The following is a 13169-nucleotide window of genomic DNA, read 5'->3' on the forward strand; positions in this document are numbered from 1 at the left end:
AGAAGTCAGGAAAGGTGATCCCGCCTTTTGCGATGAAAAGGCGGGCGAACGACTTTAAGCCTGGGTAGCGTACTTGGCCAGAGTCGGATCGTTTTTCAGAACGTTGACGGTGTTGGTGTGAACGTCTTCAGCGGTGGCGTCGGCCTTGCTGAAAATTTGCGAGAAGTGCTCGTGAGTGACCGCAGCGAAGTGCTCACGATCTTCTGGTGCAACGCCCAATACCACAGCGTAGGTAGTCAGTGCTTCGCCCTGACCCATCGCCATGTCCTTGGAAAGTTCATCCATCATGCCGTTCATGGCAAGCCAGGATTTACCGCCGTAAGTCAGTGCGCTGTTGGTCGAGCAGCCGTTGGTACCGGAGGTCATGCCGAAGGTGGCGTTACCCGAGGTGCCGTTGGTGGTTGAGGCCAGGAAGTGAGCTGGAGTGCCGCGTTGACCTTCAAACAGCATGTTGCCCCAGCCGCAGTCCGGACCGCCTGGCGCTTGAGCCATAGCGTTGATGGATACAGCGGCGAAGAGCGTTCCAAGAAGAATCCGTTTCATAGCTTTTTCTCTTTTTAGTTCAGCCAAGGGTCGAGTTTCTTGAGTAGTCACATCAAGACAGACGGCCAACCAGCAACCACCTGTGCAGTTTGGAGCTTAGGCGGGTTCCAAGGGTTCCGTGAGCTATTACAGATTATTGCCGAAAATAGAAATTTTCCGGGCAGCGGGCTATGGCTTTAAGGCTGTAAGTGCCTTTCGGTTTTTCCTGCCTTGCAAGTCTTGTACGGCGAGCGCCAGAATGCCGACATCTGCCCCGCCTGATGTAAGGATTACTGATGCCCGATTCTGTCGCAGCCAACCTACGCCTGGCGCCACATGCGCTGACCCGTCCGTTTTCCGCTGAGCAGTTCAGCTTTGCGACCACTAACGAGCTTGAACCCTTTCGCGGTGTGCTAGGCCAGGAGCGTGCCGTAGAGGCCTTGCAGTTCGGCGTTGCCATGCCGCGCCCTGGTTACAACGTATTTGTCATGGGTGAACCCGGCACTGGCCGCTTTTCGTTCGTCAAACGCTACCTCAAGGCCGAAGGCAAGCGGATGAAGACGCCTTCGGACTGGGTTTACGTCAATAATTTCGATGAGCCCCGCGAGCCCAAGGCGCTGGAACTGCCACCGGGCACTGCGCATGAATTCACGGCCGACATCGGTGGCCTGATCGATAACCTGTTGGTGACCTTTCCGGCGGTATTCGAGCACCCGTCCTATCAGCAGAAGAAAAGCTCGATCGACCGTGCGTTCAATCAGCGCTACGACCGCGCACTGGATGTGATCGAGCGCCTGTCGCTGGAAAAGGACATCGCGCTGTATCGCGACAGCTCCAACATCGCCTTCACGCCGATGGCCGATGGCAAGGCGCTGGACGAGGCCGAGTTTTCGCAGTTGCCCGAGGCTGATCGCGAGCGTTTTCACGAAGATATCTCCGCCCTTGAGGAGCGCCTCAACGAAGAGCTGGCCAGCCTGCCGCAGTGGAAGCGTGAGTCGAACAACCAGCTTCGTCAGTTGAACGAAGAAACCATCACGCTGACCTTGCAGCCTTTGTTGGCGCCGCTCTCGGAAAAGTACGCCGAGAACGCTGCGGTCTGTGCGTACCTGCAAGCGATGCAGGTGTACCTGCTCAAGACCTTGGTCGAGCAACTGGTCGACGATGCCAAGACCGACGCTCAGGCACGCAAGTTACTGGAAGAGCAGTACAGCCCGAGCCTGGTGGTCGGCAATACCCGTGACGGCGGCGCACCGGTGGTTTTCGAGCAGCATCCTACGTATGACAACCTGTTCGGGCGTATCGAATACAGCACTGATCAGGGCGCGCTGTACACCACGTATCGCCAGTTGCGGCCCGGTGCGCTGCATCGCGCCAATGGAGGCTTTCTGATTCTGGAAGCCGAAAAAATGCTCGGCGAGCCGTTCGTCTGGGACGCGCTGAAGCGCACCCTGCAGTCGCGCAAGCTGAAGATGGAATCACCGCTGGGCGAGCTGGGGCGCGTGGCAACCGTGAGCCTGACGCCGCAGGTTATTCCGTGGAACGTCAAGATCATCATCATTGGTTCGCGCTCGCTGTATTACACCCTGCAAGACCTCGATCCTGACTTTCAGGAGATGTTTCGGGTACTGGTCGATTTCGACGAAGAAATTCCGATGGTCGATGAAACGCTCGAGCAATTCGCTCAGTTGCTGAAAACCCGAACGTCAGAAGAGGGCATGGCACCTTTGACCGCCGATGCGGTGGCGCGACTGGCAACCTACAGCGCTCGACTGGCTGAACACCAGGGGCGTTTGTCGGCGCGTATCGGCGATCTGTTCCAGTTGGTCAGCGAGGCAGACTTCATCCGCCAGCTGGCCAGTGACGACAAGACCGACGCCGGGCATATCGAGCGTGCGCTGAAGGCCAAGGCCACGCGCACCGGGCGGGTTTCCGCGCGGATTCTCGATGACATGATGGCGGGTGTGATCCTCATCGACACTGACGGTGCCGCGGTCGGCAAATGCAATGGCCTGACGGTTCTGGAGGTCGGTGATTCGGCGTTTGGCGTGCCGGCGCGTATTTCCGCCACGGTCTATCCGGGTGGCAGCGGGATTGTCGACATCGAGCGCGAGGTCAATCTTGGCCAGCCGATTCACTCCAAGGGCGTGATGATCCTTACCGGCTACCTGGGTAGTCGTTACGCTCAGGAATTCCCGCTGGCGATATCCGCGAGTATCGCGCTTGAGCAATCCTACGGTTACGTGGACGGCGACAGTGCGTCGCTGGGCGAGGCCTGTACGCTGATTTCAGCGTTGTCGCGCACACCGCTCAAGCAGTGCTTCGCAATCACCGGTTCCATCAACCAGTTCGGCGAAGTGCAGGCGGTGGGCGGGGTCAACGAAAAAATCGAAGGCTTCTTCCGTCTTTGTGAGGCTCGCGGGCTGACGGGCGAGCAGGGCGCTATCATTCCGCACGCCAACGTCACCACGCTGATGCTGGATGAGCGTGTGGTTCAGGCCGTGCGTGACGGGCAATTCCATATCTATGCGGTACGTCAGGCCGATGAGGCCTTGAGCCTGCTGGTCGGCGAGCCTGCCGGTGCGCCTGACGAGAATGGCGAGTTTCCGGAAGGCAGCGTGAATGCACGTGTGGTCGAGCGCTTGCGCGACATCGCGGAAATGCTCAGCGACGAAGACCTCAAGGAAGAGCTGGAGAAGGAGCCAGCCCAGTTACAACCTGAACTGAAGGTCTGACAACGGCGCTAGCCGGGCGGTGCTGAAACCGTCCGGTATTGCGTTCACCAGCGATCCGTTCATCAGGGATATTTTCTGCGGGACGGTTTTCTTCTAATCTTGATCATGACCGCAGTGGCCAATCGGATTGGCGCACATCCTGCTTTGCCAGACGGATGAATACTGTTGCTGATCAGGAGCGCATCATGCAGCGTAGCCTTTGCCTTACCCGAGAATGCATGGGGCTGATGACCCGCATCGAATGTGTCATTCGGCCTCTTCCCCACGATGGTGGACAATGGATGGTGCTCTTCGCAGCCGGCATGGCTGAAGAACAGCCCTCCGCGATCAAATCCCAAGGACCGTTCAACGGCCTGCCAGCGGCGCAGGCGGTATTGACGAGCATTATCGAGAGCCTGTCGCTGCATGGTTATCAATGCGCCGATGATGTACCGATATGGACCTTGCATATTCAAGCTGAACTGCGACGTATCAACAGTGGCATGGTGGTGTGTGAGCGCTCATCGCTTTTCTAGCCAGTCTGCGCTATGCATGCCGGTCTCCTGACAGTGCGTATATGCGCGCTGTGCGATATTTTGTCGCATCTCCAGAGCAGCGCGTTACCGCTGATATACTCGCCCGCTCCTTCAAAACACCTTGCGAGTATCAATGGAACGTTTTTTTGAAAATGCCATGTACGCATCGCGCTGGCTGCTGGCGCCGATCTATTTCGGTCTTTCCCTTGGGCTGCTGGCGTTGTGTCTGAAATTCTTCCAGGAAATCTTTCACGTCATCCCCAATATCTTCTCGCTGGCCGAAGCTGATCTGATTCTGGTGCTGCTGTCGCTGATCGACATGGCGCTGGTGGGTGGTTTGCTGGTGATGGTGATGATTTCCGGCTACGAGAACTTCGTATCGCAGCTGGACATCGATGAGGACAAGGAAAAGCTCAACTGGCTGGGCACCATGGATTCGTCTTCGCTGAAGATGAAAGTGGCGGCCTCCATTGTGGCAATTTCCTCCATCCACCTGCTGCGGGTGTTCATGGATGCCACCAACATCAAGCCTGAATACCTGATGTGGTACGTGATTATCCACATGACCTTCGTGATATCCGCGTTTGCGATGGGCTATCTGGACAAGGTCACCAAGCACTAAGGCGACACGCGATGAAAGGGGCGGGCGTTATCGTTTCTGGTATGTCGGCGCTGTGTGTTGTAAAACGTCCGTTCCGATGCATCAGGCATTTGCGCAGGAGGTTCGATCATGAATTATCAGGAATTTATCGAACACGCCCAGGCCGGGCGGGTCGATGAGCTGAACCTGATCTCCATCGAAGGCGGCATCTATCTGCTGGATGTGCGCATGAATGGCACTTCGATGATGCTCAAGGACCCGGCAGGCAAGACCTTGCATCTTCGCTCGGTGGAGCATGCGCGGGATTTGCTCAAGGACATACCGGTGGTGCCTTTTTACCTGGTCCATTGTGTGGTGCATGACGAGCTGTGCGGCATGCCGGTCAATGACCGTTCCGAGATGCGCATGCCGATCTCGTTTCATTCCTCCTGGTCCTGATCGCCAGCCGCGTATTGCTGCTGCGGTAGGGGCTGTAGCGGCAATTGTGCTAGGCTGCTCGCCCTTTTGGTTCGGGGCGCATCAGGGTATAGCGTGATTGCCGTTCAGGTATTGCGTGATTGCCGACTGCGTGCCCCTCTGCGGAGCAGTGTCATGTCCGAAGTCAATCTGTCCACCGATGAAACCCGCGTCAGCTACGGCATTGGCCGTCAGTTGGGCGACCAGTTGCGCGACAACCCGCCACCGGGTGTCGACCTGGAAGCCATCGTGGCAGGCCTGCGTGATGCATTTGGCGGTCAGCCAAGCCGTGTGGGTCAGGAAGAAATGTCCGCCAGCTTCAAGGTCATCCGTGAAATCATGCAGGCCGAAGCGGCCGCCAAGGCTGAACAGGCTGCGGGTGCCGGCAAGGCTTACCTGGCTGAAAATGCCAAACGCGAAGGCGTGACCACGCTGGCCTCGGGTCTGCAATTCGAAGTGCTGACCGCTGGCGCTGGCGCCAAGCCAACCCGTGAAGATCAGGTGCGCGTGCACTATCACGGTACGCTGATCGACGGTAACGTCTTTGACAGCTCCTACGATCGTGGCGAGCCTGCGGAATTTCCGGTCAGCGGCGTGATTGCTGGCTGGACCGAGGCGCTGCAACTGATGAACGCTGGCAGCAAATGGCGTCTGCACGTACCGAGCGAGCTGGCTTACGGCGCTCAGGGCGTGGGCAGCATCGCACCGCACAGCGTGCTGGTGTTCGACGTGGAACTGCTCGACGTTCTGTAATCGACCCGGTCGATCCAGAGGGTCGCTGAACGAATCGCGCTGATTCGTTCAGCGGCGGGGTTGTGCTGATGCTCCATGCTCAGTGCAACTCACCCATCGGGCGTAACGCCCGCGCATAGCAGAACAGAAACAGGTTTCTCACCAGCTCCTTGAGCACCAATGGTTCGCTGGAACTCAAGCTGCACACATCCAGATCGCCCTGATCACGTAACTCCTCCAGCGCTTCCTCTTCCAGCACCGCACACACTTCGCCCGTCTCGCGATGAAGAATTCTCAGGTAAGGGTGGGGCCGGTCCAGCCATGCATCGATCAAATAGGTCATGTCTCATCTCCTGTGCAAGTAAGATGAGAATAATTCTTATCGGGATAATAGCAAGGCACTATTGAGATTAATTCTCATTTTGCGCTGAATGGTTGATCCAGGTCAGTGGATGTTCAGGAAGGGTTGGACGCAGAGCGTCCAGAACGGCATGCGACGCAGAGCGTCGCACGATAGTCGCCATTGAGCTTATCGTTCCTCACGCTCCAGCGTGGGAATGCCGTTCACGACGCTCTGCGTCGCACGATAGTCTGGGTTATCAATGGTGCTCGCGGGTGGCGCGGAATTTCACGTCGGGCCAGCGTTCTTCCATCAGTGCCAGGTTCACGCGGGTAGGGGCGAGGTAGGTCAGGTGACCGCCGCCGTCCACTGCCAGGTTTTCCACAGCCTTGTTCTCAAACTCTTCAAGCTTCTTCTTGTCGGCGCAGTCGATCCAGCGGGCTGACCAGACGGTGATTGGCTCGTAGGCGCACTCGACCTTGTATTCTTCCTTCAGGCGGCTGGCGACCACATCGAACTGCAGCACACCGACGGCGCCGAGGATGATGTCGTTGCTGCGCTGCGGAAAGAACACCTGCGTGGCGCCTTCTTCGGCCAGTTGCTGCAAGCCCTGACGCAGTTGCTTGGACTTGAGCGGGTCCTTCAGGCGCACGCGGCGGAACAACTCCGGGGCAAAGTGCGGAATGCCGGTAAAGCCCAGCGCTTCGCCTTCGGTGAAGGTGTCGCCGATCTGGATGGTGCCGTGGTTGTGCAAACCGATGATGTCACCGGCGTAGGCTTCTTCCAGTTGTTCGCGCTCCGACGAGAAGAACGTCAGCGCGTCGCCGATCCGTACGTCCTTGCCCAGACGCACATGGCGCATTTTCATGCCCTTGTCGTAACGGCCCGAGCAGATCCGCATGAAGGCGATGCGGTCGCGGTGCTTGGGGTCCATGTTTGCCTGGATCTTGAACACGAAACCGCTGAATTTCTCTTCGGCCGGTTCGACGGTGCGCTCGTTGGCCACGCGTGCCAGTGGCTTGGGAGCCCAGTTCACCACGGCATCGAGTACATGGTCGACGCCGAAGTTGCCCAGCGCGGTGCCGAAAAACACCGGGGTCAATTGGCCGTCGATGAATTCCTGCTGGTTGAACTCGTGGCAGGCACCCTGCACCAGTTCCAGTTGCTCGACAAAGCGGTCGTACTCGTCACCCAGATGGGCGCGGGCTTCGTCCGAATCGAGCTTCTCGATGATTTTGGTTTCGGTACGCTCGTGGCCGTGACCTGCGGTGTAGACAATGATGTAGTCGTCGGCCAGGTGGTAGACACCCTTGAAGTCCCGGTAGCAACCAATCGGCCAGGTGATCGGCGCAGCCTTGATCTTGAGGACGGCTTCGATTTCATCAAGCAGCTCGATAGGGTCGCGGATGTCGCGGTCGAGCTTGTTGATGAAACTGACGATAGGCGTGTCGCGCAGGCGGCAGACATCCATCAGCGCAATGGTGCGTGGCTCGACGCCTTTACCGCCGTCGAGGACCATCAGCGCGGAGTCGACTGCCGTCAGGGTGCGGTAGGTGTCTTCGGAGAAGTCTTCGTGACCCGGTGTGTCGAGCAGGTTGATCATGTGCTCGCGATACGGAAACTGCATCACGGATGTGGTGATGGAAATACCGCGTTGTTTCTCCATTTCCATCCAGTCGGATGTGGCATGACGGTCGGATTTACGCGACTTGACCGTACCGGCGATAGAAATGGCCTTGCCCATCAGCAGGAGTTTTTCCGTGATGGTGGTTTTACCCGCATCCGGGTGGGAAATAATGGCGAAAGTGCGGCGTTTCGCGACTTCGGCGGCCTGTTGGGTCATGGGAAATCGCCTGAGACGGTATTGAAAAAGGGCGCAGATTATAGCTCAACTCGCGGCAATAACCGAACCGTTCAGACAATAAACGATGGCCAGATAATGTCTCGTGTGGGAACCTTTCAGGTCGTGGAGACGTCCACTCCCCCGTCAAGGCTCGCAACGAAGCCAACGCAAGGGGCTGATTCATCAGCATGTTGGCTTGACGAAGCTGCGCTTATGGCTTGTGTTTTCGCCGAGGTTAAACCCTTACCGGCGACCCACCCGCTGCTCTTCGCGAACGTTATTGCCGGTGTCCTTTGCGGACGCCCTAGTCAACGCGTTCGCCGACTGAAATAAGGAGTCCGCCTGTGGCTAATCGCTATGGCAAGGGGCTATTGGGAGGTGCGGTTGTGATCGCACTCCTGGCCCTGCTGATCCACTGGATCGGCATCAGTACTATCAAGCAATACCAGGATGACCTGTTGTTCTACCTTCAGGCTCACCTGATTCTGGTTCTGGTTTCAATGTTGGCGGCCCTGGTGGTCGGTATCCCGGCAGGCATCGCCCTCAGTCGACCGAGTATGGTTGGCCGCGCCGAACGCTTCATGCAGATATTCAACATTGGTAACACTGTTCCGCCTCTCGCCGTTCTGGCCATTGCCCTCGGGATACTCGGGATCGGCAGCGGGCCTGCGATCTTCGCGCTGTTCCTCGCCTCTTTGCTGCCCATCGTGCGTAACACCTATGAAGGCCTGAAAAACGTTCAGGGTTCACTCAAAGAAGCTGCGGTCGGCATCGGCATGACCCCGCGTCAGGTGCTGTGGCGTGTCGAGTTGCCTAACGCCGTGCCGATCATCATCGGTGGTGTGCGTGTCGCGCTGGCGATCAATGTCGGGACCGCGCCGCTGGCGTTTCTCATCGGTGCCAATAGCCTGGGCAGCCTGATTTTCCCCGGCATCGCCTTGAACAACCAGCCGCAATTGGTGCTGGGTGCGGCGTGTACCGCTCTGCTGGCGCTGCTGCTTGACGGGCTGGTGGTACTGGCCAGTCGTCTCTGGCTGGAACGCGGTCTGGCTCGCTGAGCGAAGGAATTATCATGAAAAGAATATGTTTGTTTTTAGGTTTGGCCTTGCTGTTTCCGGCATTTGCCCAAGCGGCGGATAAACCCCTTTTACGGGTCGGCGCACGGGTGTTCACTGAACAGACCATGCTTGCCGAGCTGACTGCGCAATACCTGCGAACCAAGAACTACGATGTGCAGATTACCGGCGGTCTTGGCAGCAACCTGGCGCGTAGCGCACAGGAAAGCGGTCAGTTGGATCTGCTCTGGGAATACACCGGTGTGTCGCTGGTTGCCTACAACCACATCGATGAAAAACTCGACAGCGCACAGACTTACGCGCGAGTGAAGGAAGTCGATGCCAAGAAAGGCCTGGTCTGGCTTTCGCCGTCGAAATTCAACAACACCTACGCGTTGGCACTGCCGCAAAAAGTGGCTGACAAGTACCCGCAGGTCAACACCATGACCGACCTGACCAAAGTGCTCAAGGACGAAGCCAAAGAGGGTCATGTCGTAGCGCTGGACACCGAGTTTGCCAACCGTTCCGACGGCCTGATCGGTATGGTCAAGCACTACGACATGAATCTCGGTCGTGAAAACACCCGGCAGATGGACGCCGGGCTGGTCTACACCGCGTTGCGCAACGGTCAGGTTTTCGCCGGTCTGGTGTACACCACCGACGGACGTCTCAATGCGTTCAAACTGAAAGTGCTGGAAGACGACAAGCACTACTTCCCTGACTACACCGCAGCGCCGGTGATCCGTCAGGAATATCTGGACAAGCATCCGGACATCGCCACGCTGCTCAAGCCGCTGGCTGACCTGCTGGACAACCAGACCATGATCGACCTCAACGCTCGCGTCGACGTCGGCCATGAAAGCCCCTCCACGGTTGCTGCAGACTTTCTGCGCCAGCACCCATTGAATTAAGGAAGGAGACGATATGAGTTTCTTGAGCGCCTTCTCCCATCTGGACTGGGCACAGGTTCTGCAACTGACCTGGCAGCACATTACGCTGGTGGGCATCGCTGTGACCCTGGCGATTCTCGTCGGCGTGCCGCTGGGCGTGCTGATGACGCGTTTTCCAGCATTGGCAGGCCCGCTGCAAGCCAGCGCCACGGTGCTGCTGACTGTACCGTCGATTGCCCTGTTCGGCCTGTTGCTGCCGTTCTACTCCAAATTCGGCCAGGGCCTTGGCCCGATGCCGGCGATTACCGCAGTGTTTCTCTATTCGCTGCTGCCGATCATGCGTAACACCTACCTGGCCCTGACTGGCGTAGAGCCGGGTATCCGCGAGGCCGCCAAAGGCATCGGCATGACCTTCGGCCAGCGCCTGCGCATGGTTGAACTGCCTATCGCCGTACCCGTAATCCTCGCCGGTGTGCGCACCGCCGTGGTGATGAATATTGGTGTCATGACCATCGCCGCGACCATCGGTGCCGGTGGTCTGGGTGTACTCATTCTCGCTTCAATCAGCCGCAGCGATATGTCGATGCTGATCGTCGGCGCGGTACTGGTCAGCATTCTGGCCATCATCGCCGACCTTCTCCTGCAATGGCTGCAACGCACGCTGACTCCAAAAGGATTACTGAAATGATCGAACTCCAGAACCTCTCCAAGACTTTCCAGAGCAACGGCAAAGAAGTGAAGGCTGTCGATTCGGTCAGCCTCACGGTCAACGAAGGCGAAATCTGCGTCTTCCTTGGCCCTTCGGGCTGCGGCAAGAGCACCACGCTGAAAATGATCAACCGCCTGATCATGCCGACCTCCGGCAAAGTGCTGATCAATGGTGAAGACACCACTGATCTGGACGAAGTGACCCTGCGTCGCAACATTGGCTATGTGATTCAGCAGATCGGTCTGTTCCCGAACATGACCATCGAAGAGAACATCGTGGTCGTGCCCAAGCTGCTCGGCTGGGACAAACAGCGTTGCCATGACCGTGCTCGCGAACTGATGAGCATGATCAAGCTGGAGCCCAAGCAGTACCTGCATCGCTACCCGCGTGAACTGTCAGGTGGTCAGCAACAACGTATCGGCGTGATCCGTGCCCTGGCAGCCGACGCGCCCTTGCTGTTGATGGACGAACCGTTCGGTGCGGTCGACCCGATCAACCGCGAGATGATCCAGAACGAGTTCTTCGAGATGCAGCGCGCGCTGAACAAGACCGTGATCATGGTCAGCCACGACATTGATGAAGCCATCAAGCTGGGCGACAAGATTGCCATCTTCCGTGGCGGCAAACTGCTGCAGATCGATCACCCTGACACCTTGCTCGCGCATCCGGCGGACGACTTCGTCAGCAGCTTCGTCGGCCAGGACAGCACCCTCAAGCGCCTGCTGCTGGTCAAGGCCGAAGATGCAGCCGACAACGCGCCATCGGTCAGCCCGGAAACCCCGGTGGCCGATGCGCTGGACGTGATGGACGAAAATGACCGTCGCTACATCGTTGTCACCGACAGCGAGAACAAGGCAATGGGCTACGTACGTCGCCGTGACCTGCATCGCCAGCAGGGCACGTGCGCGCAGTTCCTGCGTGAGTTCAACGCAACCGCCGCTTACGACGAGCACTTGCGCATCCTGCTGTCGCGCATGTACGAGTTCAACCGCGCCTGGCTACCGGTGCTGGATGCCGAGAACGTGTTCCTGGGTGAAGTGACGCAGGAGTCCATTGCGGCTTACCTGAGCTCGGGTCGTTCGCGTGGTATGAAGACCAGTATTGTTTCGCCTGCGGATCAGGTTGCTTCCTGATTTTTGGCATTACCGCCAGTCTTCGTGACTGGCGGTAGCCGTTGCCATCCGTTTCTCCACGTTGCAGTGGCCGTCTTCATCAAATTTCTTGCTACTGATCCTGCCTCCCCGTTTGTTCAAGCTGGAAGCGCACGCCTTACCGTCAGTGATCCCGGATGAATGGAGGTCGTTGACGTAAAGTTCGTGCTGCTCTCGCTGCGTTTCTGCCTGTGCAGGCTACTGGCATTTCTGTCAGTAGCACTTTGGGCAGCGGTTGATTTAGTTTCTTCTGACCGAAGCGCAGCGAGGTACTGATGATGAACGAGCTTTGTCGATACAGGTATGACCCTTTGGATCGCCTTGCGAGTCTGACTCCTCTGGCTCAGGCGATGAGGCAGCGGTTCTATGGCGGCCAGCAGTTGACAACCGAAGTGCTTGATGGCGAGCAGCGCACACTTTTTCGCGTGAGAGGAATGCCTCTGGCGCAGCAGACCCTTGCCAATGGAAAGCGCACTGTTGTTTTGGATGCTGCAGATCAGCAACAAAATGTATTGCATGCGGGCGGTGTCGAGCAGAGAACGGCTATTGCCTACACACCTTATGGTTACAGCGAAAAAGCTGCGAGGAACCCAGAGGTACCGGGCTTCAATGGAGAGCAGATTGACACAGTTACCGGTCACTACCTGCTTGGCAACGGTTACCGGGCCTACAATCCGGTCTTGATGCGCTTCAACAGCCCCGATAGCTTCAGCCCTTTTGGCGAAGGCGGGCTTAATGCCTATGGCTATTGTGCGGGTGATCCGGTGAACCGGAGCGACCCTGGCGGGCATATTTTTCGCGCTATTGGCACACTATTCCAAGGGGTATCAAGGAATGCGCGGCTGATGAGAGACGCTGCGGAACAATGGTTACGCGGTTCCAGAGGGCGCGGATTGCCTGCGATCAAAAATAAGCTGTCCGAGGGCATTTTTCGCAAACCAGAGGCCGTTCTTGCCGACATGGCGCCGCACATAAAAGAAATGATTGCGGGTAATTTGTCTGGTCTTGATGCCGCAAGTCTGGCACGCACTTCCAAGGACTTCGAAAGCGTGGTGATGGCTGCATCAGCGCGTCAGTTCAATGCACTGAATATCCCCGACCTTGCTTTTCAACCGTGGTTGAAAAAGCTCGACGAAATCCATCACGGTGAGGTGACGGGTATTGCGCCGATGTTCCCACGTCGCGAAGGTATTCCGTTTTCCTATGTGCAGGCCAAACTGATAAGAGAGCCTCGATTACGATTGCAGCTCGGTCGACTCTTGCGCCTGCAATCGCCCGTTCGGATAACCCACTATCAAACGTCCGCCATGGGTGCTGACGCTGAGGCTCTGGTTCATGAGCAGCGACTTTATATGATGCATAACAGACGTCCAGATTGGCTTTTTTGATTTCTCAACGGATCCTTGCCAACCGGACGCGTTTGTCGGTTTATCAGGCACTGAGGAACATCTGCCTGTCATGCAGGTCGGTTAAACAGGTCCTTGGGAAGGCAACTCAAGCGCTCTGTGCAAAAACGCGACATTTTTTGTTGATATCCGGCCCCTCAGGTCCTAAAGTTCGCGCCGAACGTCCATGCTGGAAACGATCCATCCGGCTCAAGTACTGACGACGAGACAGCAAGGC

Annotated in this window: 13 protein-coding genes; 10 read left to right on the top strand and 3 right to left on the bottom strand. The window is 57.4% G+C overall.

The features are described 5' to 3' along the window. Nucleotides 1–54: 54 nt before the first annotated feature. A complete protein-coding gene (locus RYC18_RS01360) occupies nt 55–543 on the bottom strand; it encodes a DUF3015 domain-containing protein (protein ID WP_003379721.1) in 489 nt (162 codons plus the stop codon). A 275-nt stretch (nt 544–818) separates the two neighbouring features. On the opposite strand from RYC18_RS01360, the gene RYC18_RS01365 reads away from it, so the two are divergent. The 5 genes from RYC18_RS01365 (at nt 819) to RYC18_RS01385 (ending at nt 5579) form a co-directional block, all read left to right on the top strand. Further along, nucleotides 819–3254 carry a Lon protease family protein gene (locus RYC18_RS01365; protein ID WP_005733673.1) on the top strand — a complete coding sequence of 812 codons (2436 nt, stop codon included), beginning with the start codon at nt 819–821 and terminating at the stop codon, nt 3252–3254. 185 nt (nt 3255–3439) lie between these two features. Next, entirely contained in the window at nt 3440–3769 is a 330-nt protein-coding gene (locus RYC18_RS01370; RefSeq protein WP_011169498.1) for a hypothetical protein, read from the top strand. 133 nt (nt 3770–3902) lie between these two features. Beyond that, nucleotides 3903–4391, top strand: a complete 489-nt coding sequence (locus RYC18_RS01375; RefSeq protein ID WP_003313787.1) for a TIGR00645 family protein — start codon at nt 3903–3905, stop codon at nt 4389–4391. A gap of 108 nt (nt 4392–4499) precedes the next feature. After that, on the top strand, nt 4500–4808 hold the full coding sequence (locus tag RYC18_RS01380) for a DUF6482 family protein (protein WP_016982587.1): 309 nt from the start codon (nt 4500–4502) through the stop codon (nt 4806–4808). 153 nt (nt 4809–4961) lie between these two features. Then, complete coding sequence (locus RYC18_RS01385) at nt 4962–5579, top strand: FKBP-type peptidyl-prolyl cis-trans isomerase (protein ID WP_004655498.1); 618 nt, start codon at nt 4962–4964, stop codon at nt 5577–5579. Nucleotides 5580–5658: 79 nt separating this feature from the next. Here RYC18_RS01385 and RYC18_RS01390 read toward each other — a convergent pair whose 3' ends face one another. Then, nucleotides 5659–5901 (bottom strand): hypothetical protein, encoded by a 243-nt coding sequence (locus RYC18_RS01390; protein ID WP_002555214.1) that lies wholly within the window; start codon nt 5899–5901, stop codon nt 5659–5661. 256 nt (nt 5902–6157) lie between these two features. After that, nucleotides 6158–7741 carry a peptide chain release factor 3 gene (locus tag RYC18_RS01395; protein WP_002555213.1) on the bottom strand — a complete coding sequence of 528 codons (1584 nt, stop codon included), beginning with the start codon at nt 7739–7741 and terminating at the stop codon, nt 6158–6160. A 344-nt stretch (nt 7742–8085) separates the two neighbouring features. Here RYC18_RS01395 and RYC18_RS01400 point away from each other — a divergent pair, with 344 nt between their 5' ends. From RYC18_RS01400 to RYC18_RS01420, 5 genes are all read left to right on the top strand, one after another. Next, the gene (locus tag RYC18_RS01400) at nt 8086–8799 is read left to right on the top strand and encodes an ABC transporter permease (RefSeq protein ID WP_005745342.1); all 714 of its coding nucleotides are present in this window, start codon (nt 8086–8088) and stop codon (nt 8797–8799) included. A gap of 14 nt (nt 8800–8813) precedes the next feature. Further along, the gene (locus RYC18_RS01405; RefSeq protein WP_005745340.1) at nt 8814–9707 is read left to right on the top strand and encodes a glycine betaine ABC transporter substrate-binding protein; all 894 of its coding nucleotides are present in this window, start codon (nt 8814–8816) and stop codon (nt 9705–9707) included. A 13-nt stretch (nt 9708–9720) separates the two neighbouring features. Continuing rightward, nucleotides 9721–10374 (top strand): ABC transporter permease, encoded by a 654-nt coding sequence (locus RYC18_RS01410; protein ID WP_005745339.1) that lies wholly within the window; start codon nt 9721–9723, stop codon nt 10372–10374. Beyond that, nucleotides 10371–11528: a betaine/proline/choline family ABC transporter ATP-binding protein gene (locus tag RYC18_RS01415; protein WP_005745338.1), complete on the top strand. Its 1158-nt coding sequence runs from the start codon at nt 10371–10373 to the stop codon at nt 11526–11528. Before RYC18_RS01410 ends, RYC18_RS01415 begins: the two co-directional genes overlap by 4 nt. A gap of 296 nt (nt 11529–11824) precedes the next feature. Then, a complete protein-coding gene (locus tag RYC18_RS01420; protein ID WP_316884137.1) occupies nt 11825–12934 on the top strand; it encodes an RHS repeat-associated core domain-containing protein in 1110 nt (369 codons plus the stop codon). Nucleotides 12935–13169: the final 235 nt, after the last annotated feature.

It is taken from the genome of Pseudomonas syringae group sp. 247E2, assembly GCF_032587795.1.
Lineage (GTDB): Bacteria > Pseudomonadota > Gammaproteobacteria > Pseudomonadales > Pseudomonadaceae > Aquipseudomonas > Aquipseudomonas amygdali.